The organism is Ruminococcus albus 7 = DSM 20455 (genome assembly GCF_000179635.2).
GTDB lineage: Bacteria > Bacillota > Clostridia > Oscillospirales > Ruminococcaceae > Hominimerdicola > Hominimerdicola alba.
The window spans coordinates 106,170-128,087 of the sequence record NC_014825.1; the positions used below are offsets into that span (position 1 = coordinate 106,170).

General features: G+C 45.7%; 27 protein-coding genes and 1 pseudogene. 19 read left to right on the forward strand and 9 right to left on the reverse strand.

Translation table 11 applies throughout. The features are described 5' to 3' along the window. Positions 1-161 precede the first annotated feature (161 nt). Entirely contained in the window at positions 162-1,766 is a 1,605-nt protein-coding gene (locus RUMAL_RS19205; protein WP_013483758.1) for a recombinase family protein, read from the reverse strand. A gap of 341 nt (positions 1,767-2,107) precedes the next feature. Here RUMAL_RS19205 and RUMAL_RS19210 point away from each other — a divergent pair, with 341 nt between their 5' ends. From RUMAL_RS19210 to RUMAL_RS19260, 12 genes are all read left to right on the forward strand, one after another. Then, positions 2,108-2,647 carry a GNAT family N-acetyltransferase gene (locus RUMAL_RS19210; protein ID WP_013483759.1) on the forward strand — a complete coding sequence of 180 codons (540 nt, stop codon included), beginning with the start codon at positions 2,108-2,110 and terminating at the stop codon, positions 2,645-2,647. Continuing rightward, the gene (locus RUMAL_RS19215; RefSeq protein WP_013483760.1) at positions 2,644-3,357 is read left to right on the forward strand and encodes an alpha/beta hydrolase; all 714 of its coding nucleotides are present in this window, start codon (positions 2,644-2,646) and stop codon (positions 3,355-3,357) included. Before RUMAL_RS19210 ends, RUMAL_RS19215 begins: the two co-directional genes overlap by 4 nt. After that, positions 3,354-3,944: a nitroreductase family protein gene (locus tag RUMAL_RS19220; RefSeq protein ID WP_013483761.1), complete on the forward strand. Its 591-nt coding sequence runs from the start codon at positions 3,354-3,356 to the stop codon at positions 3,942-3,944. Before RUMAL_RS19215 ends, RUMAL_RS19220 begins: the two co-directional genes overlap by 4 nt. A 32-nt stretch (positions 3,945-3,976) precedes the next feature. Next, entirely contained in the window at positions 3,977-4,693 is a 717-nt protein-coding gene (locus RUMAL_RS19225; protein ID WP_013483762.1) for an acyl-[acyl-carrier-protein] thioesterase, read from the forward strand. A gap of 13 nt (positions 4,694-4,706) precedes the next feature. Beyond that, positions 4,707-5,549 (forward strand): DUF2262 domain-containing protein, encoded by an 843-nt coding sequence (locus RUMAL_RS19230; protein WP_013483763.1) that lies wholly within the window; start codon positions 4,707-4,709, stop codon positions 5,547-5,549. Between the two features lie 40 nt (positions 5,550-5,589). Next, on the forward strand, positions 5,590-6,075 hold the full coding sequence (locus RUMAL_RS19235; RefSeq protein ID WP_013483764.1) for a hypothetical protein: 486 nt from the start codon (positions 5,590-5,592) through the stop codon (positions 6,073-6,075). Between the two features lie 9 nt (positions 6,076-6,084). After that, on the forward strand, positions 6,085-6,486 hold the full coding sequence (locus RUMAL_RS19240; RefSeq protein WP_336470127.1) for an NUDIX hydrolase: 402 nt from the start codon (positions 6,085-6,087) through the stop codon (positions 6,484-6,486). Then, on the forward strand, positions 6,452-6,661 hold the full coding sequence (locus tag RUMAL_RS22880; protein ID WP_336470128.1) for an NUDIX hydrolase: 210 nt from the start codon (positions 6,452-6,454) through the stop codon (positions 6,659-6,661). Before RUMAL_RS19240 ends, RUMAL_RS22880 begins: the two co-directional genes overlap by 35 nt. Next, positions 6,646-7,179, forward strand: a complete 534-nt coding sequence (locus tag RUMAL_RS19245; RefSeq protein WP_013483765.1) for a 3'-5' exonuclease — start codon at positions 6,646-6,648, stop codon at positions 7,177-7,179. Before RUMAL_RS22880 ends, RUMAL_RS19245 begins: the two co-directional genes overlap by 16 nt. A 120-nt stretch (positions 7,180-7,299) precedes the next feature. Then, on the forward strand, positions 7,300-7,488 hold the full coding sequence (locus RUMAL_RS19250; RefSeq protein WP_013483766.1) for a DUF4314 domain-containing protein: 189 nt from the start codon (positions 7,300-7,302) through the stop codon (positions 7,486-7,488). A 132-nt stretch (positions 7,489-7,620) separates the two neighbouring features. Then, positions 7,621-8,718, forward strand: a complete 1,098-nt coding sequence (locus RUMAL_RS19255; protein ID WP_013483767.1) for an alpha/beta fold hydrolase — start codon at positions 7,621-7,623, stop codon at positions 8,716-8,718. Between the two features lie 330 nt (positions 8,719-9,048). Next, the gene (locus tag RUMAL_RS19260; RefSeq protein ID WP_043551207.1) at positions 9,049-9,681 is read left to right on the forward strand and encodes a DDE-type integrase/transposase/recombinase; all 633 of its coding nucleotides are present in this window, start codon (positions 9,049-9,051) and stop codon (positions 9,679-9,681) included. 116 nt (positions 9,682-9,797) lie between these two features. Here the strand turns inward: RUMAL_RS19260 and RUMAL_RS19265 are convergent, their stop codons facing one another. From RUMAL_RS19265 to RUMAL_RS19275, 3 genes are read right to left on the reverse strand one after another with little or no spacing between them, the layout of a single operon-like run. Then, positions 9,798-10,802 (reverse strand): tyrosine-type recombinase/integrase, encoded by a 1,005-nt coding sequence (locus RUMAL_RS19265; RefSeq protein ID WP_013483433.1) that lies wholly within the window; start codon positions 10,800-10,802, stop codon positions 9,798-9,800. Continuing rightward, entirely contained in the window at positions 10,795-11,775 is a 981-nt protein-coding gene (locus RUMAL_RS19270; RefSeq protein ID WP_013483768.1) for a tyrosine-type recombinase/integrase, read from the reverse strand. Before RUMAL_RS19270 ends, RUMAL_RS19265 begins: the two co-directional genes overlap by 8 nt. After that, the gene (locus RUMAL_RS19275) at positions 11,772-12,983 is read right to left on the reverse strand and encodes a tyrosine-type recombinase/integrase (RefSeq protein WP_242843424.1); all 1,212 of its coding nucleotides are present in this window, start codon (positions 12,981-12,983) and stop codon (positions 11,772-11,774) included. Before RUMAL_RS19275 ends, RUMAL_RS19270 begins: the two co-directional genes overlap by 4 nt. Before the next feature lie 239 nt (positions 12,984-13,222). Between RUMAL_RS19275 and RUMAL_RS19280 the strand changes: the two genes are divergently transcribed. After that, positions 13,223-14,122, forward strand: coding sequence for a Mu transposase domain-containing protein (locus RUMAL_RS19280; RefSeq protein ID WP_043551190.1), 900 nt, complete (start codon positions 13,223-13,225; stop codon positions 14,120-14,122). Here the strand turns inward: RUMAL_RS19280 and tnpC are convergent. The 5 genes from tnpC to tnpA all read right to left on the reverse strand — a co-directional run bounded on the left by tnpC (position 14,022) and on the right by tnpA (position 17,695). Next, complete coding sequence (gene tnpC, locus RUMAL_RS19285) at positions 14,022-15,608, reverse strand: IS66 family transposase (RefSeq protein WP_013483770.1); 1,587 nt, start codon at positions 15,606-15,608, stop codon at positions 14,022-14,024. The two genes, RUMAL_RS19280 and tnpC, sit on opposite strands and share 101 nt — an antisense overlap. Before the next feature lie 476 nt (positions 15,609-16,084). Further along, positions 16,085-16,279, reverse strand: coding sequence for a mobility-associated LCxxNW protein (locus RUMAL_RS19290; protein WP_013483754.1), 195 nt, complete (start codon positions 16,277-16,279; stop codon positions 16,085-16,087). Beyond that, positions 16,279-16,902, reverse strand: coding sequence for an ATP-binding protein (locus RUMAL_RS19295; RefSeq protein ID WP_013483771.1), 624 nt, complete (start codon positions 16,900-16,902; stop codon positions 16,279-16,281). The genes RUMAL_RS19290 and RUMAL_RS19295 overlap by 1 nt, the downstream gene beginning before the upstream one ends. Positions 16,903-17,069: 167 nt before the next feature. Then, entirely contained in the window at positions 17,070-17,372 is a 303-nt protein-coding gene (gene tnpB, locus RUMAL_RS19300) for an IS66 family insertion sequence element accessory protein TnpB (RefSeq protein ID WP_013483772.1), read from the reverse strand. Continuing rightward, entirely contained in the window at positions 17,369-17,695 is a 327-nt protein-coding gene (gene tnpA, locus RUMAL_RS19305) for an IS66 family insertion sequence element accessory protein TnpA (protein ID WP_013483773.1), read from the reverse strand. Before tnpA ends, tnpB begins: the two co-directional genes overlap by 4 nt. 188 nt (positions 17,696-17,883) lie before the next feature. Here tnpA and RUMAL_RS19310 point away from each other — a divergent pair, with 188 nt between their 5' ends. From RUMAL_RS19310 to RUMAL_RS21075, 6 genes and pseudogenes are all read left to right on the forward strand, one after another. Then, on the forward strand, positions 17,884-18,651 hold the full coding sequence (locus tag RUMAL_RS19310; protein WP_013483774.1) for an ATP-binding protein: 768 nt from the start codon (positions 17,884-17,886) through the stop codon (positions 18,649-18,651). Further along, on the forward strand, positions 18,651-18,845 hold the full coding sequence (locus RUMAL_RS19315) for a mobility-associated LCxxNW protein (RefSeq protein ID WP_013483775.1): 195 nt from the start codon (positions 18,651-18,653) through the stop codon (positions 18,843-18,845). Before RUMAL_RS19310 ends, RUMAL_RS19315 begins: the two co-directional genes overlap by 1 nt. Positions 18,846-18,941: 96 nt before the next feature. After that, on the forward strand, positions 18,942-19,625 hold the full coding sequence (locus tag RUMAL_RS19320) for a helix-turn-helix domain-containing protein (protein WP_013483332.1): 684 nt from the start codon (positions 18,942-18,944) through the stop codon (positions 19,623-19,625). Further along, entirely contained in the window at positions 19,622-20,515 is an 894-nt protein-coding gene (locus RUMAL_RS19325; protein WP_272868113.1) for an IS3 family transposase, read from the forward strand. The genes RUMAL_RS19320 and RUMAL_RS19325 overlap by 4 nt, the downstream gene beginning before the upstream one ends. A 282-nt stretch (positions 20,516-20,797) precedes the next feature. Next, positions 20,798-21,094 (forward strand): annotated as a pseudogene (locus RUMAL_RS19330) (LbetaH domain-containing protein); the annotation flags it as partial. A 373-nt stretch (positions 21,095-21,467) separates the two neighbouring features. Continuing rightward, on the forward strand, positions 21,468-21,890 hold the full coding sequence (locus RUMAL_RS21075; protein ID WP_013483776.1) for a DUF6465 family protein: 423 nt from the start codon (positions 21,468-21,470) through the stop codon (positions 21,888-21,890). Positions 21,891-21,918: the final 28 nt, after the last annotated feature.

Sequence of the window (21,918 nt, forward strand, 5' to 3'; positions counted from 1 at the left end):
CAGAGCCCTGGATTTTACTCCCCCTGTTGGACTCGAACCAACGACCCTGCGGTTAACAGCCGCATGCTCTAGCTCTTTTGATTATTCATAACGCAAATTCACAGCTTTTTAATAGACCTGCCTTTCGGTCAAGTCTATGCGAAAAATATCAAAATATTAAACTAAGCATTGATCGTACTTTTGCTGTTCAGCGTGTCCCAATTATCACAAAATTCCTGATAGTCCATATTGAGCGTGACCTTTATCTTGTAGCCCTTATAGACCTCTATCCTGCTCACCAGCTGAGAGATGATCATTTTCTTCTTTTCAATGGTGCTTTCATCGAATTCCTTTGCCCAGCCCGCAAATATCTCGAACATGGGCTTCACGCTCTCCATCGCCTTCTTCTTACCGGTCATTTCCGATTTAAGAGTTTCTATCGCGGTCTTGGTCTCGGCGATATTTTCCTCGGTGCTTTTGATGACCTTGCTGAGAAGATCGGGCGAAAATCTGCTGTTACCCATAAGGCTGTCAGCGACCTCCGATTCCAGCTTTTCAAGCTGCTGCGCCTGCTTTTCAGCCTCACGATTCAGCTTCGTGATCTTTGCACGATAACTTGTCATCTCCTTGTCGAAGTTCTTTTTGAGTACGGCTTCGTCGGGAGATTCTTTTATGCCTGCAAACATATCGTGTATCAGTTCACACACCGCGTCGTCTATTCTTTTCACCTGATATGTAGTCGAACCGCTGCACTGACAAAGCCCTCTGCTTTTATGATAGCAGACATATTTAGGCTGAACCTTCACATATTCCGTGCCGTCCTGCCTTGTGTGCCTGTCGATATGCTTCTGCGTACTCAAATGACCTCCGCAATGACCGCACACCATAATTCCCGAAAGAAGCTGCTGCGTCTGGGTCTTGCGGGCGATCTCACGGGTCTCCTCGTTCTTTTTCATTCGCTGTTCGAGTATCTTCTGCGCCCGTTCAAAGGTAGTCATATCAATTATCTGCAGATCCTTTAAATGCGGCGATTCGGTATCACCCGAAACCACATATCCCGTGAGCAGCCTGTTCCTCAAAATGCGGTTGATACTGTTGCTCGTGAACCTTGAACCCTTGTGAGTTTTCACTCCGTTCTTGTTCAGAAGCTCGGCACATCTGAAGGTACCATATCCCTCATTCACGGTCTTAGAGAATATCTCCCTTACCCAATCGGCTTCGACGGGATCGACCGCCAGATCATGCACTTCCCTGCCCTTTTTGTTAAGCCTTCCGGTATTCACAAGAGTATATCCGAAGGGTACGGGACCGCCTGTATAACTGCCCTCTGCTTTGAGCTGCTGCATACGGGTCTTTATTCGCATCGAAGTCTTTTCACTCTCACCCGACGCCTGCCAGAACCTTATGTAGTTCATCAGCTTGTCAACGTGGCTTTCAAACCTCTGCTCACCCTCCTGAACGCTCCATACTCTTATTCCCTGTTTGACGAACCATTCTACTATGAACGGTGTTTCGTCGTCTATTCTTCCGATACGGTCGAACATGAAAACAAGAAGTATATCAAACTCTTTGTTGAGAGCCGCAGCTTTTAAGTCCTGTATAGCATCACGATTGCTTGCCGAAACCTTGAAACCCGACACACCCTTTTCAAGAAACTCCTTGCCGATAGTCCAGCCCATTTTCTCGGCGAACTCGTGGCAGGCTTCTCTCTGCATAGGTATATCATCCTTGGTCTTATCGACCTGCTGCTTGGTGGATACTCTGTATAATGTATAAACTGTGTTCATTTACGATTACCTCCGATTTCAGATCATGTTGTTCTAAATATCGGTAGATAAATCGTTGTGCTTGTCCAACATTGGGTATTCAATTGTCAAGATGCGTTCTATAATAATAGTATAACACATCTCGAACGATTTGTCAACACTTTAAATCGTAAAACCGATATTTTTTTAGTTTTTTAGTGCCTTTTCCTATACAGGACAAGGCTTTTTTGATAATTTGATTGACTATTCCGCTTTGACATGATATAATATGCTTAGGATTGTGAAGATAAATAATCAAGATACGAAAAGGGAAAAAAAGAAAAAATGACATACTTGCAGCAAATATAGTGAGGAAAAACAATATGCAGACCGATAATAAGATTATTCTCATCCCGCTTGAAAGCACCGACCGCGAGCAGTTCATAAAGGACAATCAAGAAGCGTTCAATTATGGCGCTCTTGAAGAGTTCGGCAGACGCGACGACCATTTTGAGAACGGCGAGGATATAATATCCCAAAAGACGATAGAGGAAAGCATCGACGGCGGTATAGCCTACCGTATCATGCAAGGGCGTGAAAAGGTAGGCGGGCTGATACTGACCGTTGACGGCAGTCACGGCGAGCTTGAGATACTGTTCGTTTCTCCTAAATTTCACAGAAAAGGCATAGGCTATGCCGCGTGGTGCGAGGTCGAAAGAATGTACCCGCAAGTGACCGTGTGGGAAACAGTGACGCCGTATTTTGAAACTCGAAATATCCATTTCTATGTTAACCGCTGCGGATTTCATATTGTGGAATTTTACAATAGTCATCACCCCGACCCGCACGACCCTGAAGAAAGCAGTCACGATATTGACGAGCAATTTCCGGACGGTATGTTCAGGTTTGAGAAAAGGCTATGAACAGCACTAGAAGAAAAAATACTATTATAATAGGCAACAGACCATGCACCGTTTACTTCGATCCTGCTCCCAAATATCTACTGATACAGCCCACAGGCGAACATGAGCGTGAACACCTTGATAAAGAGGTCGAATACATCAAGTCTCTGACAAACACTCCATCCATTTTCGCAGCCTTTGAAGTAGACAACTGGAACAAGGAGCTTTCTCCATGGAACGCTCCACCCGTATTCGGTAAAGAGCCATTTGGCAGCTACGCAGGCGAAACGCTCGCATACCTTGAGGACACGCTCATTCCCGAAATTATAAAGCGATATTCCTTGAAAGAGAATATTCCAGTCATTCTTGGTGGATATTCTCTTGCCGGGCTGTTTGCGTTATGGTCGGCATATACTTCGGACAGATTTACTGCTGTCGCAGGCGTTTCACCCTCGGTATGGTTTCCGAGGTGGCTCGACTTTATCGCAGAGCACTCCCCTGCTGCAAAAAACATATACCTCAGTCTCGGAAGGAAAGAGGAAAAAAACCGCAATCAGACTATGGCTGCGGTAGGCGATAATATCCGAAGGCAGTATGAAATGCTGAAGGCTATGAATTTAAGTGCCACCCTTGAATGGAACGAGGGCAATCATTTCACCGAGCCAGAGATAAGGACTGCAAAGGGATTTTCTTGGTGCATAAACGAACTAACAAAGGAGAATGACACATGAACACTCTTGAAGCCATTAAGACAAGACGCAGCACCCGCCGTTTTTCAGACAAGCGGGTTGAGGTGAAAAAACTTAATTGGATTGTCGATGCAGGGCGCTATGCTCCCAGCGGTGGTAACTCGCAAAGCTGCCATTTCATTGTAGTGCGAAAGAAAGAAGTTCTCGCCAAACTTGCCGAGCTTGCGCAAGCGGCTTTCGACAAAAAGGAGATAACCGAAGGTATGTACAAGTCTGTCGCAAATTCGATTAGAGCCTCGAAGAAGGGCGGTTACGTGTTCCACTATGACCCCGACACTCTTATAATCGTTGCAAATAAAAAGGACTACGGCAACAACATAGCCGACACCGCCTGCGCTCTTGAAAATATGATGATAGCCGCAAACGAGCTTGACCTTGGCAGCGTTTGGATTAATCAGCTCAGATGGCTGAACGAGGACGAAACACTGCTCGAATATGAACGATCTCTCGGGCTTGAAGATAATGAACGTATTTACGGTGCGCTTGCTATCGGATACGCCGACACCGAGGACGGTCTGCCTGTCAGAACGCCCCTTGAAAGAACGGGGAACAAGGTCACATATATATGAACTGCCGCGCAAAATTACATAAAGGAGAACCTATGATATATCAGAAACAAAGCTATGTCGCGGGAAATATGTGCGACGGCAAGCTGCAAATGTCGGTGATCGCCGCCGATGAGCTTGTGGAGAACGCAGTTACCGAGCTTATGGGCGATCTCGGCATAGACGGCATAGTTACCAAAGCGAAATATAACGCCATGTGGCTTATTTCCAAAAACAATATCCGTTTTGCCCGCCGCCCCGACTGGCGGGAGAGATTCGATGTGAAATGCTGGGTATCTAAGCACACCTCGGTAAAGCTGAATATTGACACGCTTGTCACTGCCGAAAGCGGGGAAATCTTGCTTGCCGCAAGAACGGAGCTGTGCGCCATAGACCTTGAAAACGCACGTATCTGCAAGACAGAAGCGGTCGGCTTCCATCCGGATATGGTACATGAGGAACGGCTTGACGGGCTTGATTTCTCGCGGCTGCCCAAAAGCGGAGAGCCTGTCGAAAGCGTGACCGTGCGCTCGACGAGCCTGGATTACTGCTATCACACGAACAACGTCGAATATGTCCGCTTCATGCTGAACACCTACCCGGTCGAGCATTTCAAGACCCGCGAACCCGAACAGCTCGAGATACACTATGCGAGCCAGTCGTATGAGGGAGAAAGGCTCGATATCGAGAAGCTCTCCGACGAGAACGGGGACAGCTTTATTATTCGCAGGAACGGAGATATGATAACCTCATGCAGGATGAAATGGATATAACGGAGGAAACGCTATGAACTATCCGTATACAGTCGGCGGAGGTATTATCCCCGAATGCAGATTTACACAATACAAGCCCGAGCCACACGAATATCTTATCGCTGTCGGAGACGAGTGCGCGGAAATAAGTGATACTCTTTTCGGAACGACGATCGCCGCCATGCATATCCTCGGCTTCATCGACCTGAACACGGGCGAGCGCGAAGCTATGCTGACGCATCTTATGTGGGAATTATCGGCAGACGAACTGCGTGAAAACGCCTTTGCGGAGTTATTCAAGAAACGAACTGCCTATCATGTAAAGTGTCTCCCGCCCATGAAGCCTTGGTTTTCCACACCGTTCAAGCGGACAGGCAACCTGTATCTGACAGAGATACTCGAAGCCGATATACACGAGCCTTATATTGACGAGGTGATACAGAAATACATCGACAGCCTTCATCTTAACTCGGAGCTTTTCGGCGTGCTTGACAGCGTTGACGAATACCCCGCCTACCGCGGTACGTTCAACCGGCTCGGAACGGAGATAAAGTTCATTGTGTCAAATGAGTTTTCTCCCGTCGAGGACGCACTGAGACACATGGAAAACCTCTGCCGAAATTGCGAGACTAATGACAAACTGTTTCGCAAATTCGCCGCCGAACAGCTTGCCGACCGCGCAAACGAGCTTATGCAAAGCAGCTTCACAAAGGAAGAAATTGCGTCGGGAATGAAGATCAGATATATTGATATGTTCTGCGACGGAAGCTTTTCGGTCGAGTTTCTTTTTAACGATCATCTGATAAATGTAGACGGAAATCTTAACGGACTGAAACAAGCTGATATAAACAAGTATTATCCGGAGTATGACGATTAGTTCGTATTATTGATAAACGACCGCTTTGAGGTGAGCATATATGAGCGCGGACTTAATGGTATTTGACAAAAGCAAAGCCCCGACAGACCCTATCGAATTTCTGAAATGGTACTACAACAAAAGCACATGGCAGTCTGACAGAGATTATCTTGACATCAAAGGCACCTCGCAGCCGCTTGTTGATTTCTTCATGGAGATCATCAAGGAATATCCCGCTATGAACGGTCCGTTTGCGCCCGATATTGAAAGCATTGACGACCCCGCGCTTGAAAGCAGGCTGACCGACTACACCATTGACGACGACCTTATCTATATGGGCTTCGCGTGGTCTGCCGCGGACAAAGCCTGCGAGCTTGTTGAGGAGCTCGCGTACAAGAATGGGCTCGGTTTCTATGATATGTTGAATATCCATCTTGACCGTAATACCGTGATAAAGACCCCGCAGATGAGCCGCGAGGAACTATTCAAGTGTGAAAACAAGCAGAACAGCGGCGGATTTTTCGCAAGGCTGTTCGGGAAGAAATAAGGTGAGACTATGGCTGAAATACTCGATATTGTTGACGAGAACGGCGAACCCACCGGTGAGACCGTTGACCGCGTGACCGCTCATGCCAATGGCATACGGCACAGGACTGCTCATGTGTGGATATTCAGAGAAAGCGGCGGCAGAGTACAGGTGCTTCTGCAAAAACGCGCCGATAACAAGGCTTCCTACCCAGGCTGCTATGACATTTCAAGCGCGGGGCATATACCCGCGGGGGTCGATTACATACCCTCCGCGCTCAGAGAGCTTAAAGAGGAGCTCGGCATTTCCGCGAAAGCCGATGAGCTGATATACTGCGGGATACGCTATATCTGCTCCGACGATGTTTTTTTTTGGCAAAGAGTTTCACGACAGGCAGGTGTCAAAAATATACGCCCTATGGAAAGACCTTGACGAGAGCGATCTCGTTCTTCAAAAGGAGGAGGTCAGCGGCGTTCTCTGGATAGACTTTGACAAATGCGTCGAGAGCGTCAAAGCAGGCAGCTTCAAGCACTGTATCCTTATGGAAGAGCTGATGCTACTCAAAAAGTATCTTGACGAAAGGGAGAGAAGATGTACCGCTACATAGTTTTCGATGTGGAAACGCCGAACAGATACAACAACCGAATGAGCGCGATAGGTATCGCCGTGATAGAAAACGGTGCCGTGACGGAGGAGTATTTTTCATATGTCGATCCGCAGACCTACTTCGACCGCTTCAATACACAGCTTACGGGTATCAACAAGTACACGGTCTCGGGCGCTCCTACCTTTCCGGAGCTTTGGGAGAGGATCGAGCCGATAATGTCTTCGGGTGTACTTGCCGCGCATAACGCCGTATTCGATCTCGGTGTGCTGAAAAAGTGTCTTAAAGCATACGGCATTGAATGGAAGAATACCGTGAAATACTGCTGCACCGTGCAAATGGGCAGAAGAGTGCTTCCGGGGATATCGCATAAGCTGAACGTTCTTTGTGAGCATTATGGTATTGCGCTCGATCACCACAAGGCGGACAGCGACAGCAGAGCCTGCGCGGATATACTGCTCCGATATTTTGAAAGCGGAGCGCAGGAACGTGAGCATATACGGACATTTCGTTTGGTGTGAGGTGATACAGTCACAGGCAAACATTTCGGTTTCAAATTTTCCGCTTGACACCTCCCTCTAAAAGTAGTATAATAAGAAAGCTGCGTGTAACAGCAGAACACTTTTGGGAGGCTATAAATCATGGAGAAAATATGTGTCGGAACAAAGATAAGACTTATTAAAGACCTCGACGGCAAGAACCCTATCGGCTCGACAGCGACAGTCGTGTACATCGACGAGTTCGGTCAGATATTCGCGGACTGGGCGGAGGGCGGACAGGTAAGGATAACAAAAGAACAGCTTGAAAAGAACTTTGAGATAGCTGCATAAATACTTCTATAATTTCGGAGAACTGCCCTGTGCGGTTCTCTTTTTCATGACAAATAACACTTGACAAAACAATAAGATGATGATAAAATATAAAATGCTTCTATATAAAATACAAAACGGGAGAAACAGACAATGAAATGTGTAAAGATAATACTCGGGATATTCAAATGGATATTTATCGTGCTGATATCGCTCGTGCTGCTGATATTTATTGTACGCTTTATCGGACAGCAGATAAACAAGCTGACGCCCTCGGGCGGTATCAACGAGGAAATGTACATTGACATAAACGGCACGAAACAATGGATAAGCATATACGGCAGGGATAAAAGCAACCCCGTTATGCTCTATGTTCACGGCGGACCCGGCATTGCGACGAGCGGCTTTGATTATCCAGTGCTCAGAAAGCTCGCGGACGATTACACCGTGGTGAACTGGGATCAGCGCGGTGCGGGCAAAAGTCAGATGAAATATCCCTTTGACGGCTATGTTACGCCCGAGCTGCTGCGGGAGGATATTTACGAGGTCACCAAATACGTCCTGGATAAAACGGGAAAGGAAAAGCTCACTGTCCTCGGTTCGTCGTGGGGAACTCTTTACGGCGGCGATTTCGCTCTTTCTCACCCCGAGCTTGTAGAATGCTATATCGGCACAAGTCAGGTCGTCGATTATCAGGACATATACATCAGGCTTAAAGAATCGGCGCTCGAATGGTCAAAGGACGACGCCGAATTTCACAAGCTCGTCGAAAGCTACGACCCTCTTGTTTTCTCGCAGGAGGAGATCGACAAAAGCACCGCTATCCGCAAAAAATACTGTCAGAATGACAATATCCTGAAGGACGGCGATCTCAATATCCTCGCAGCGATGTTCTTCAACCCGTACTATTCGCTGAAAGACCTTTACGGCTATATCAAGGTGTTCGCGTCAGGCAAAATGCCTTCTGCTTATGAGAAATTCATATATGACGCTTCGCAGGAAAAGCCGAGGATAGGCGGAATACAGGATTTCTCGCTCAAAGCCCGCACAGAGTATCCCATGCCCGTCTACATTCGCACAGGCAATAAAGACTATCAGTCCAACCCCGACCAGCCCAAGGAATATTTCGATATGATAACCGCGCCCGATAAAGAGTTTGAATATGTTGACGGCGGACATTTCCTGCCGTTCATCGACTCGGAGGGGCTTGCCGTTTTCGTGCATAAGGTCAGGGAACGTTCTGCGTCTTAATGACCTCACCGAAAAAACTCAAAAACCAGCTTATGTACAGCCGACCTTTCGCGGGTCGGCTGTTTTCTTATCTCCCTGCTCTCCGTGCAAGATCTTCCGCTCTGATACAGCAGTCCCCGATACGCTGTCCCGAAAATAAATTTGAATTTGAACCGGCAGGGTAACTATATCTGTATATGCCGACCCCAAAACCGCAGCTGCACGGACTCGGAACCGCACTCTGCCGCACTCTGAACCGCACGCCGCCGGACGTTGACCGCACATATCCAAATCCTGTATAATTATCACAGCACACAGCAATGTGTGACTTGAATAACAGGAGGTTCGGATATGACGAACTATCGAAAGATCTTGGAGATGCATTCTCATGGCTTCAGCCAGAGAAGCATCGAGTCAAGTGTCCACAGTTCCCATCAGACTGTCAAAGCAACTCTTGACCGTGCTAAGGAACTGAACATCTCATGGCCGCTAGATGACAACGTGACCAATGAGGTACTTGATGAGCTGTTCTACGGTGAACGCAAAAGCGGTATCACACCCTATGCTGCCATCAACTACAACTACATCCACCGCGAGCTGTCCAAGAAAGGCGTGACCCTCACGTTGCTTTGGAACGAGTATTGCGAGCGTGCCTATGCCAATGGTGAAACGCCCTACATGAGTACACAGTTTGGTGACAAATACCGTCGCTGGGCTCGTGTCACGAAGGCGACCATGCGCGTAACCCACAAGCCCGGAGACACTATGCAGGTGGATTGGGCGGGCGGAACTATTCCGTATTACGATCCGATCACGGGTGAAGAGTACAAAGCTTATTTGTTTGTCGCGGCTCTTCCTTGCAGCAGTTATCTCTATGTCGAAGCCTGCACAGACATGAAGCAGGAGAACTGGCTAATGTGCCATGTTCATGCTTATGAATACTTCGGCGGCGTAACAAGGGTTCTTGTTCCGGATAATCTCTAATGTAAAGCTTCACATTAGAGATTTAATGTAAAGAGGATGTTAATGTAAAGTCGGCCGTTTCAATGAAAGTCTGATCGGCATTCCATCATGACCTACTTTACATTAACAAATGCGTGTTATCCTAGTGAATCCAAGAAGGAAATCAAATCGTCCTTTTCTTTGTCTGAAAAGAAATCAAGGCTTTCTGATACTGTTTTCTCAGCTACTGTCTCGATAGCCTTTCTGATAACTTCCGGATTCGTTGACAGGTAAATCTGAGTTGTTGCAACAGACTCATGTCCCAAGAAATCCCTGACATTATAAATGTTTACGCCATTGTCCACAAGGTGTGTGGCTTTACTGTGGCGTAATCGATGTGGGTATACAGAGCCGGTTATAATACCGGGAACCGTATCGTTTGCCAACTTAGAGTATTTCCTTATTATGTAGCGGATGCCTTGCCTTGTTAGCCGGTCACCATTCCTGTTGCAAAACATTGGGGACTCTTGCATAAGACCGAATTGCCTGATATATTTTGAGATGATTTTTTCTGTTTTTCCCAGTAACGGAATGGTGCGATATTTATTTCCCTTACCATGCACATATATCCTGCAGCATTGACCCGGCTGAAAGTCTTTGACATCTAGTGAAATGATTTCCTGAACCCTACAAGCTGAATCGTACATAAGGGATAAGATTGCCAAATGCCTTAGTCCCTCGTTAGATGATGAGTCGATCGATGAAAGCATTTGCTTTATAGCATCCGTAGACATACAATCAGGAAGCCTTTTATCTTCCTTTGCAAATGGTATACTGAGTATTTCGCTGCATTGCCCGGAGTATTCAGGTGAGATCATCATTACATATCGAAAAAATGATTTTATATGTGCCAATCTTACATTTTGGGTAGGCACCCCATTTTTCCTGACATTCGAAAGCCAAGAGAGAAACTTGAGTACTACATCGCAGTCAATCTCATCAACAGTTTTCTTTGATATGCTTTTACCGGATTCTGACATAAATTTAAGCAAAAGCTTAAAGGTGTCTCGGTATGATGAAACAGTATTAGGGCCGTAATTATGCTGTTTCATTAGGTAAGACATAAAATATCGTTGTATATAGAAGAATAAATTATCACTCATTGTCCACCTCCGGGAATAGACTCCCCAAGGATGATTCTTTCTGCAAGAAATCCGTATGTCCCTGTTCTGTGAAATGAATGTATTTTTCTGTATCTATGTAATTCACATGTCCGACGTATGCCGCCAGTATTGGAATAGCAGTATAGACATTCATTCCGTTTTCCAACATTTTTTCCAGACTTTTGGTGCAGAATGTATGCCGGATAGAATGGATATTTGGCGTCTTACCATCTGACTTGTGTATGCCTGCCGTCTTAAACATCTTTGGAAACATATATTTCATAGCATCATATGTAAGATGACCACCGGTGTAGGAGGAAGTGAAAAACGGTCTATTCTCATCAGACATATCTATAGTCTTGGCATAGTCAAATAGGACTTCTTTCAAGCTGTCGGATACAGGAATAAATCTTGAAACGCCATTTTTACCGTTGATAACATTGATCACACCGTTTGAAGTGTCAACATTCGCCCGCTTCAGTGCAAGGACTTCGCCTATGCGCATTCCGGTACCTATAAGTAATCTGACGAGCACTGGGTATATCTGCTGATGCGAGCTCGACTTTCTTGATGCAGGAAGCGTGTCGGCTGCAATAGTCAGACGGCGCAGTTCATCGTCGCTGAAAATGTACGGACGAAATTCACTCTTTACCGTTCGCATATATTTTCGTGGGACGATGACCGCATCAATTCCGAGAAGCGCCAAGAAAGAACAAAACTGGCGGAGATTCGCTGTAAGATATTGGCGTTCTAATTCGCTTAATCCATCACGAGGAGCCAGTAACTCCTCCACCATCTGGTCAGATATATGGTGTTCATAGTAAGTATTAAGCGAATTGTTCAGTTTCCTTAAGCGAACCATGGTTGAATGAGCAACTTTTTCACCTTTTCCACGCTTGAACTCTATGAATTTTTCAAAATATGGTTTGAAAAAACCTTCTTCAAATTTAAGAAATTCCTTGTCATTGATCATTTTTTAGGCACCTCCAATGCTGCTGCTCGGAGATGCTCTATATCTGACCATACATAAGTTTTTGTGGATGCCGCAGATGTGTGTCCAAGTATCACAGCAATCTCATTTATCGGGGTTCCTGAAACCAAAAGGTTTGTTGCCAAACTATGCCTTAAAGAATGCAGACCATGATGTTTACCTTTTGTATCAACACCGGCAATTTCAAAAAACGGTAATATCTTGTCGCCAAAGTGATCATTCATTGAGTATGCAATGTACGGTTTTCTAAGTCGGATGAACACATTCGAACAGTCTGACTCAGGACGCACATTCTTAATATAGTCAAGGAGTGCAAAAAGGATCTCATCTGTCATGGGAAGGGAAATCTCTTTGTGCGTCTTGTACTGCGTGATATTTATTGTGCGATTTTTCCAGTTTATATTGTCAAGAACCATTGCTTTGATATCGCTTGAGCGAAAACCGTACACACTTGCCAAAAGCATCATAAGATAGACTGTTTTTCCCCATGGGGTATTCCTGTCGACAGCATTCAGGATACGCCTTACTTCTTCTGCCGTGTAAAAGGATGGGAGTCTTTCATGCTTTCCGGAATGAATCCCTGTCAAAAAGGGAATCGGATCGAAAGATAGCGCTCCTGAGAACTCATCATAGGAAAAGAAATTCCTTAACGTATACAAAATGGACGCTTTTCCCTGTGATGAATACCTATCATTGAGGGACGATACAAATCTTGCAAACAGCTCCGGCGTGATGCCCTCTAATGATGTACATTTACACTCCTCAAGAAAAGCAAAAAACACAGTGATTCGTCCGGATCTCGTGCGTACTGTGCCATCGCTCTTTTGGTCATTTCTCATGAAAGTTTCATATTTTCTGATGACATTCAGGTACGTAATGGGACAATCACGCTTATGGGTGGTATACTTTCTCTTAGGTTCTTTTCCATTAAGGATATCCAGAATCATCTGAACAGCTCTTCCTCGACGTTCTTTTGATTTTGACGGAACAGCTTCAAATGCAGGGACCCCGACGATAATACGATAGTATTCTTGGATCACATCTTCCGGAGAAACCTCCAAATCCGTTTCTTTAGCATACCGCTGTAAATCATTAGAGATCCGAATGTAAGCCTGTGCTGTTTTGGATTCAGATCCGCAGTTTTGTATGATGTGTCTTTGAAACAGTTGGATTGCATCATACAGTGTCATTGAGTAACTGGAATCAATCATGATGATAATTCCTCCTTTCTATGATTGATCCAATTATATCATATTAATGTAAAGTCGAATACCTATAATCATTAGATTTTAGATCTATTTTTATTCAGCTTTACATTAACATCCTCTTTACATTAAATCTCAAGACAGGTGTAACTGCTAACACTCGCTATGAGACCCAGCTGAACGAGAGTTATCGTGAACTTGCCGAGTATTACGGCACAGCTATTGTGCCTGCACGTGTTCGCAAGCCGCAGGATAAGGGACTTGTTGAAAAGTCTGTTGGATTCTCTACAACATGGATAACCGCCGCACTTCGTGAGCGTAAGTTTTTCTCTTTTGCAGAGGTCAGAGAGGCTGTTGACGAGCGCCTCGAATATGTCAATACAAAGCCTTTTCAGAAGCGTCCCGGCTGCCGCAGAGAAGCCTATCTTTCCGAAGAAAAGGAATTCATGCTGCCGCTGCCGAAGCGCAGATATGAACCCTCTGTGTGGAAACAGCAGACAGTCGGGAATGATTATCTGATTTCGGACGGTTTGAACAAATACTCCGTGCCTTTCGATCTTATTGGCGAGCAGGTTCAGATCAGACTGACCAAAGATATGGTCGAGGTGTATTTCAAAGGCAGCCGCATGACTTCGCACAAGCGCCTTGAAAAGTACAGTGTTCAGCCAATCGTGAAGCAGGAGCATATGCCTGCGAATCACCGCGAGTATCTGAATTACAATGCTGATCAGTTCAAGGAATGGGCAGCTGGTGTCGGTAGAGCAACCGAAGAAGTTGTCAGGTATTTCCTGAACTCAGGAAGCGTTCCCGAACAAGGATACAAGTCTTGTGTCAGCCTCACGAAGCTCGGTAAGCGTTACGGAAAGAAGAAACTTGAAGCCGCCTGTGAGCGTATGCTGGCGTTCTCATCTTCGCCTTCGATACGCACGATAACAACGCTGCTGAAAAACAACAAAGAGGTCCCCGCCCAACAACCCACCACCCACCAAAACACAGATCCCCGAACTTCGGTTCGGGGATCACTCATATTGCTTTACAGATTTTCTGCACAGATTCGTTCCAAGGCAGGAGTTCTTCCAGAATATCCGGATTTGTCAGGAACGCCATGCTTGGCAGTACAGTGAGAAGCAGTTCAAAATATTTGAACACATCAAGTCCGTTTGCCTTAGCAGTTTCAACGATGCTGTAGATATCAGCACTTGCTTTAGCTCCTTTAGGCGTGTCACTGAAAAGCCAGTTTTTTCTGCCGACCGTAAAAGGTCTGATAGCATTTTCGGCGGCATTGTTCGAGATCGCACAGTCACCGTCTTTGAAGTAGTTTCCGAGAAATTCCCGTCTCTTGAAAGCATATTCAAATGCCTTTCCAAGCTGCGTTTTCGGAAGAACTGTCGGTGCTATCTTTTCAGCCCATGACCAGAAAGCCTCAAACACAGGCTTTTCCTGCGTCAGACGCTTATTAAAACGTTCTTCGGTTGTAAGTCTGTCAAGTTCCGCCTCTATCGCAAACAGCTTGTCGCAGAAGTCTCTGCCTGTCCTGGCTATGCTGTCTTCGTTGTCCACGACAATGGCTTCGTGGAACTTTCTGCGAACATGAGCCCAGCAATTGCAGTGCGTGACTTTTGTGAGTTTGTTGTAGCCCGCATAACCGTCTGTGTGAAGGTATCCGCTGAAGTCTCCGAGAAATGCTTTCGGCACATCTCCTGATCTCGATTTATTGTAATCATAGATCACTATCTGTCTTGCGGAAAGCTTGCCTGTGCGGTATCCCCACATATACTGCTTGCTGTTGTCGGAAACATCTTTTTCCCTGAGAACTTTGACGTAAGTCTCATCGCAGTGCAGAACTTTTTCTTTCAGCATTTCCTCTTTCAGTCTTGCGACAAATCGGCTGAAATAATCCTCGCTGCACCTGATGATCCAGTTTGCCATTGTTGTTCTTGAAAGCGCATATCCAAGGCGTTCCCAGTCCTTTTCCTGACGATACAGCGGCATTGCGTTGACATACTTCTGGTAGATCACCCATGATACTGTTGATGCTGATGCAAGCGAATGCGGCAGCACAGGTGCAGGCACAAGTCCGTGAAGAAATACGGGCATATTCTTTTTCTCACATTTCTTGCAGCTGTATGTATTGCTGTAATACTTCTTTACGATCAGCTTTGCAGGTATCAGTTCAACTTCTTCACGAATGTATTTCTTGCCGATGGCCTTCATCTGTGAACCGCAGCGAGGGCATATCTGCTCGTTTTCCGGAACAGTGCAGGTGATGATCTCAGTATCGATATTCTTAATGATCTCATCACGCCTGGTCTTTGAGCTTTTTCTGACATAGCCCTTGACGGTCTTTTTTACAGGTTCTTCGGGATTTTCAGCGTATTCCTGTTCTGCTTCGTTGAAGAAGGATTGCTGTCCTTCGTCTACTGTATGCTCGCTCGATTTCCCGAATATTCGATGTTTGGAGAGTATCAGTGCTTCCAGGTAGATATGATTGTCCTTTCGGAGGCACTCATTCTCTACTTCTAATTTATCAATTTTCTTGTCACGTTTTTTGATCTCGTTTTCAAGCATAGCGATGTATTCTGCGTCAGTCATATTGCCTTTCTCTATCACCGTACTCACCTCCGAAAACTCAAAATATCACTGTATACATTTTACCACAAAAAGCCCGAAAAGTCCAGCAAAACCGTACCTTTCGGGCATAGAAATATTGTCAACAATGATGTGCATTTTTTATGTTGGATTTTCAGCATATCGAGCCTGTTTTTGCCGGTTTTATCGCTGTCTTCTGCTCGATCGACAGCCCTTTGATTATTTCGCCCCTTGGAACGCACCAATCCGCAACAAGGAAAACGGTAATCCGAAACAAGGAACGCACCAATCCTAAACGAGGAACGCATCAATCCGCAGCAAGGAACGCACTTCCCGATGAGGTCATATCTGAATAAATGTTTTCACTGCTTCCGCTGGGATGGAGCGAAGCGGAATGGATGCGGAAGCAGTGAAAACGGCGGCGCGTCTCGCCGGTTCTCTCCGCAGTGAGCTCATCTGAAACTATCAGACAGGCTCATGCCAAATGCGAACGCTGCTCACATTTCAGGATAATCAATGTTATTTTTGTCCAAGATGGATCTGAGCTCGTCAATGTACGCATACAGCCTCTGAATCTCGATCCAGTTGCCGTGACAAAGGCGGTCAGCCTCTTCCAGTTCGTGGCGGGTCAGCTCATAATCCTCCCATTTCAGGCATTTATGATCCTTGCTGAAAGCGCAATAATCTTCCATTATGACTCTGCCCCCTTTGCCTGCAATTCACGCATATTGATGTCACCGGAGTACACCCACGCAGCAGTATGTACGATCCTGTCCATGATCGCATCGGCGTGGATACCACCGCCCAATCGGCTGTGCCAGTCTTCACGTTTGTACTGCGTGCAGAAAATCGTGGAAGTGCAGTCGTAACGGCGTTCGATCAGCTCAAAGATGAAGTGCTGTTCGCTCTCCGTCATGTCATTGAGCAGCCATTCGTCAAGGATCAGCAGACGGTAGCCGCTGAACTTTTTCAGGAGCTTGGCTCTGCCGTGTACATCAAGCGATGCCTCACTAAGTAGCTGCATCAGATCGGGAACACGGATATATCTTGTGCGGAACCCTTGCATACAAGCCTGCCTTCCGATAGCGCACGCAAGGTAGCTCTTACCGGAACCGGTGAACCCATTGAACACGACCGGCTGGTTCTTTTCAATAAAGCCGCAGTTTCCGAGCGTAAGGATCATATCTCTGTCCAGCCCGCGCTTTTCATAGTATACATTTACAAGCGCAGCATGCCTAGATGCTGCGATAGCTCTCTGCGACATATTTGCCTGCCGAAGCTCAAGAACGAGCTTCACATTGATCTTGTCCGCCATATTTATGGCCTCCTTCATGTATATTCGAGGCATAGCCTCTACCTATATTATACACGAAGTGCGTTCCTTGCGCGAATTACTGCGTTCCTTGTGCGGTTTGGCGTTTTCCTTGCCGTGGATCGATGTTTTCCTTCCGGCGGATTGATGTTTTCCGGAGCGCGGAATAATCACCCTTCAAGCAGCCAACGGAATTCCTGCCTGGTTATCTGTTTTGCTTCATTTGAATCCCTTGGCCATTTGTACTTACCGTTCTCCAGGCGCTTGTACAGCAACACAAAACCGTCCTCCTCCCAGAGCAGAGCCTTGATGCGATCACAGCGTTTTCCGCAGAACAAAAACAAGCTCCCCGAGAACACGTCAAGCTGAAAATTCTGCTGAACGATAGCAGCCAGACCGTCTATTGCTTTGCGCATATCTGTATATCCGCACACGATGTAGACATGCTCTGCACGGCTTATATCTCCGATCATCTCAGTACTCCCAGCAGCCGTCTGAGTGTAGATTCATTAAAATCATCAGGCAGAAATATTTTCACATCACCTACGGATATTTCTATTTTCTCTGCTGTAATTTCTGTTCCTGCGATCGGTTCTACAGGTACTATGTCATGCTGTTCGATCTCATTACATACCGCCAGCCGCACTCTTTTCAGCCTGTAATAATATGTCTTGAGATTGATACCATTCTCCCTGCACCAGTCAGTTACGGTAAGCCCGCTTTCATTTCGCTGTCTGACCATTTCTGCCCACTTCGACAGTTTAACTTCCTTTTTTACCTTTGCTATCTCATTCATTCTGATCATCTCCTGTTAGACTTCCTTAGTTACTTCTAGTTTAGTCTATTTGGACTTCGTTGGATAGGGTGGGGGCTTTTTAGGCGGTTACACAAAGAGCCTGACAAGCCCACGGAAAAGACCGATGATAGAAACAAATATGGCATCACACGCGGTGCCGCCTACTGGAGAAAGGTAGGTGGCAGCAAATGATCAACAGCACCATTGAGCGTTTGAGAGCCATGAAGATGAATTCGATGGCTGCCGAGCTTGAACGTCAGCTTGAAGATGCCGACAGCTACAAACAGCTTGGTTTCGAGGATAGACTATCTTTGCTTGTTGATGCCGAATGGAACCGCAGGCAGAACAACAAGCTCGTAAGATACATCAGGAACGCTCATTTCTCCGATGCTAATGCAACCATTGAAGGTATTGAATACATTGAGGACAGACATCTCGACAAAGGCAAAATGCTTCGATTTGCGACCTGCAATTATGTTGACGAGGGCAGGCATATTATCCTTATGGGTGCATCAGGTAATGGCAAGACATATATTGCCTGCGCCCTTGGAAACGCAGCCTGCCGCAAGTTTAAGTCGGTGCGCTACATAAGACTTCCCGAGCTGCTTGATGAACTTTCTATTGCAAGAACAAACGGGGAATTTGCCAAGGTCATCAAGGCTTACAGGAAGGTTGATCTGCTGATCCTCGATGAATGGCTTATTCGCAAGCTTGCTCCGAATGATGCCTACAATCTGCTGGAGATCATCGAAGCAAGGATCGAAAAGTCGATGATTTTTTGCACACAGTACCATGCCGAGGGCTGGTACGAACGCATAAATCCCGATCCCGAAAACGACAGTCCGATATCCGATGCGATAATCGACAGGATAATCAATACCGCATATCCGGTAATGATCGATGGTGAAATATCCATGAGAAAACGTCATGGGCTTCCGGAAGGAGCTGAACCGTGATGAATGATTACTGTGCTTTCAGCAAGGATCACACGTGCCTGAAATGGGAGGATTATCTGCTCACCCGTCACGAGCTTGAAGAGGCTGATGATCTGTGTCATGGCAACTGGATAGAGATTCAGAGGCTGTATGAGTATATCGACCGGCTCAAGGCTATTCTTGATGAGAATGAGATAGACTATCCAAAGATCTGATTAACTTTAACGGGGAGCCTGTCTGGTTTGATATAATCCCCTTAGAGTAGACACACGAAAAAACAAAAATCGTGAAAAACTCTAGGGGGTTATTTTATGTCACGAAGAAAACTGACAGATGAAGAAAGAATTCAAGCAGTGCAAGAATATCTTTCAGGAAAAGGGAGCTATGCATCAATAGCCAAGAAATATGGGGTTACAAAAGAAACGTTTAGACAAATGGTAGTTTTCGCAAAAACAGATGGAATAGAATCGGTCAGGATCAGCCATACAAAGAAACGGTATTCAGCGAAAACTAAGTTGAAAGCAGTAACTGAATATCTTGACTGTAAAGGAAGTCAAGTAGAGATATGCCGAAAGTATCATATTTCATCCACAAGTGTTTTAAGAAAGTGGATTTCATGTTATAATAGCGGTAAGGACTTTAAAGAGCGCACACGCTCGGAAAGAGGAATTACCATGAACAAAGGCAGAAAAACAACACAGGAGGAACGTGCGGAGATCGTAGCGTTCTGCATTGAGAACGGCAAGGATTATGGGCTTGCGATGGAGAAATACGGCGTATCCTATCAGCAGATCTATTCCTGGGTACGCAAGTATGAAGCAAAAGGAGTGGAGGGACTCACAGACCGACGTGGCAAGGCAAAGTCGGAAGATGCGCTCACAGAAGCAGACAGGCTTCGTATGGAAAACAAGATACTGCAAGCCAAGCTGAAAGATATGGAAATGGAGAATAAGCTGCTAAAAAAACTCAGGGAGCTTCAAGGGGGTGGTCACTGAGCGGAGTACGAAACGAGGACAAGTATATTGCGATCAGATACATGAATGAAGCAGAGCATTATCCGATTCAGAAGCTCTGTGCTGCTGTTCACGTCGCACGCTCTGCATATTACAAATGGCTGAAAAGGAAGCAGAGTTTAAGCCAGAAAGTCAATGAACAGCTTGTAGAATGGATCAAACAACACTATGAAGAACGCAATGGTATCTTAGGGTACCGTCAGATGACAGTCGTAATCAACCGTGAGCATGACGTGCATTACAACAAGAAACGGATTTACAGATTAATGCAGATTCTTCATCTGAAATCAGTCACCCGTGTCAAGAAGAATACATATATTCCGTCAACACCGCAGATCACAGCGGAGAATATTCTGAACAGAGATTTCCACGCAGATAAGCCGAATGAGAAGTGGCTCACCGATGTGACAGAGTTCAAATACTATGTCGGTTCGGTCATCAAGAAGTTGTATCTGAGTGCAATTCTGGATCTTTATGACAGACGCATCGTAGCTTACAAAATCGGTGACAGCAATAACAATCATCTTGTATTTTCCACATTTGACGAAGCGATAGAACACAATCCTGATGCCCACCCGATCTTCCACAGTGACAGAGGTTTTCAGTATACCAACAAAACATTTCACAAAAAACTTGTAGATGCAGGAATGATACAGAGTATGTCCCGAGTCGGAAGATGCATAGATAACGGACCGATGGAAGGCTGGTGGGGCGTTCTGAAATCCGAGATGTACTACCTTCGTAAGTTTACAGATAAAACCAGTCTGATCGCAGCGATTGAAGAATACATCAGATACTACAACACTGGTCGGTATCAAATCAAACTGAACAGCATGACACCGATGGAGTTTCACCGGGCGTATGCTGCGTGACCGGGCGCCGCGGCATTTCACTTTCTTCGTTCGTCGCTACGCTCCTCACTACGAAAGTGAAATGCCAATTACTGCTAACAAATAGCAGCCTGCACATATTGCACAGACTGCTTTTGGTCACAACATAGAATATTTTTGTTTTTTACACTGTCTATTTGACAGGGGGCGGGTCAGTTAATGGTTTCAGGCAGGCTCTTTTCTTGCCGGGCAGTGCCCGTGGGCAGTCAGCGGCGAGATGTGGCAAAATATCCGTGCAGCTGTGGCAGTGTGGGCGGTATATACAGTATTCTCGGATATTTCAGCCACATGGGTGCGGGCTCCATCACGTCGAATGTGAAGTCCGACAAGAAGAATGTTATAGTCCGTGACGGTAGCGAAAAAGTCGAGACAGGCATAAAGAAGTATGGTGCTATGATAGGCGACTATGTTGAGGTAGGCTGTAATGCGGTATGCAATCCGGGTACTGTAATTGGTAGACATAGTAATGTTTATCCGACTTCCTGTGTAAGGGGCGTTGTGCCTGCTGATTCGATTTGGAAGGATAATGGGGAGATCATTCATAAAGAGGATAGGGATTAATTAAGATTCCTCATTTCTCCAATGAGAATATTTTGAGAAATTCACAAAAAAACATAAATGGCTCCCGTATCACGATGATTGGTGCGGGGTAGCTATTGTAGCATATCACACTAAATTTATCTGAATAATCAGTAACCTATCATGTATAGACCGCCTTATTTGTCAGGTTCCTATATATGTGAAACACCACGGTTGCGGGAGCATTCGCTGCCCTGACAAATATGCGGTCAGCTTGACCAATCAGAGTGCTTGTGCGACAAAATACGGTCATTTCCAGAGGAGAAATTGGGTGAGCAGTTTCATAAGCAGTTGACAAACCGCCGCTGATACGATATAATTATAGTACAGACTATAACCATTGGAGGTAATCATCATGCCAAGAAAGAAGAAAACAGTAACAACATCTGTTGCTGAGACTGTAAATGAAACCGTGAAGGCTCCTGTCAAAGAAAATGTTGCAGAAGTTGCTGCACCTGTTGATGAAAAGCCTGCAAAGAAGCCTGCCGCAAAGAGAACTCCTGCTAAGAAGTCCTCAGCAGGAAAAGCTAAAACTACAACCAGCAGCACCGAAAAGACTGCCAAGACAGCAACGACTGCGGCAGCACCGAAGGAGATCATCAAGCTCCAGCTCGGCAGTGATGAATACGATATTTCCGAAATAAAGAAAGCTGTTGAAGCCGATTACAAGGACAAATTCAATGGCAAGATTAAGACGGTCGATATTTATGTTAAGCCGGAGGATAAGGCGGCATACTATGTTATCAATTCCGATTTTTCGGATAAAATCGATCTTTGATAATGCAGGAATCGTAGTATTATTCACT

Coding starts and splice junctions, on each gene's coding strand:
- RUMAL_RS19205 (WP_013483758.1), bottom strand. CDS start 1,766: ATGAACACAGTTTATACATTATACAGAGTATCCACCAAGCAGCAGGTC.
- RUMAL_RS19210 (WP_013483759.1), top strand. CDS start 2,108: ATGCAGACCGATAATAAGATTATTCTCATCCCGCTTGAAAGCACCGAC.
- RUMAL_RS19215 (WP_013483760.1), top strand. CDS start 2,644: ATGAACAGCACTAGAAGAAAAAATACTATTATAATAGGCAACAGACCA.
- RUMAL_RS19220 (WP_013483761.1), top strand. CDS start 3,354: ATGAACACTCTTGAAGCCATTAAGACAAGACGCAGCACCCGCCGTTTT.
- RUMAL_RS19225 (WP_013483762.1), top strand. CDS start 3,977: ATGATATATCAGAAACAAAGCTATGTCGCGGGAAATATGTGCGACGGC.
- RUMAL_RS19230 (WP_013483763.1), top strand. CDS start 4,707: ATGAACTATCCGTATACAGTCGGCGGAGGTATTATCCCCGAATGCAGA.
- RUMAL_RS19235 (WP_013483764.1), top strand. CDS start 5,590: ATGAGCGCGGACTTAATGGTATTTGACAAAAGCAAAGCCCCGACAGAC.
- RUMAL_RS19240 (WP_336470127.1), top strand. CDS start 6,085: ATGGCTGAAATACTCGATATTGTTGACGAGAACGGCGAACCCACCGGT.
- RUMAL_RS19245 (WP_013483765.1), top strand. CDS start 6,646: ATGTACCGCTACATAGTTTTCGATGTGGAAACGCCGAACAGATACAAC.
- RUMAL_RS19250 (WP_013483766.1), top strand. CDS start 7,300: ATGGAGAAAATATGTGTCGGAACAAAGATAAGACTTATTAAAGACCTC.
- RUMAL_RS19255 (WP_013483767.1), top strand. CDS start 7,621: ATGAAATGTGTAAAGATAATACTCGGGATATTCAAATGGATATTTATC.
- RUMAL_RS19260 (WP_043551207.1), top strand. CDS start 9,049: ATGACGAACTATCGAAAGATCTTGGAGATGCATTCTCATGGCTTCAGC.
- RUMAL_RS19265 (WP_013483433.1), bottom strand. CDS start 10,802: ATGAGTGATAATTTATTCTTCTATATACAACGATATTTTATGTCTTAC.
- RUMAL_RS19270 (WP_013483768.1), bottom strand. CDS start 11,775: ATGATCAATGACAAGGAATTTCTTAAATTTGAAGAAGGTTTTTTCAAA.
- RUMAL_RS19275 (WP_242843424.1), bottom strand. CDS start 12,983: ATGACACTGTATGATGCAATCCAACTGTTTCAAAGACACATCATACAA.
- RUMAL_RS19290 (WP_013483754.1), bottom strand. CDS start 16,279: ATGGAAGATTATTGCGCTTTCAGCAAGGATCATAAATGCCTGAAATGG.
- RUMAL_RS19295 (WP_013483771.1), bottom strand. CDS start 16,902: ATGGCGGACAAGATCAATGTGAAGCTCGTTCTTGAGCTTCGGCAGGCA.
- tnpB (WP_013483772.1), bottom strand. CDS start 17,372: ATGATCGGAGATATAAGCCGTGCAGAGCATGTCTACATCGTGTGCGGA.
- tnpA (WP_013483773.1), bottom strand. CDS start 17,695: ATGAATGAGATAGCAAAGGTAAAAAAGGAAGTTAAACTGTCGAAGTGG.
- RUMAL_RS19310 (WP_013483774.1), top strand. CDS start 17,884: ATGATCAACAGCACCATTGAGCGTTTGAGAGCCATGAAGATGAATTCG.
- RUMAL_RS19315 (WP_013483775.1), top strand. CDS start 18,651: ATGAATGATTACTGTGCTTTCAGCAAGGATCACACGTGCCTGAAATGG.
- RUMAL_RS19320 (WP_013483332.1), top strand. CDS start 18,942: ATGTCACGAAGAAAACTGACAGATGAAGAAAGAATTCAAGCAGTGCAA.
- RUMAL_RS21075 (WP_013483776.1), top strand. CDS start 21,468: ATGCCAAGAAAGAAGAAAACAGTAACAACATCTGTTGCTGAGACTGTA.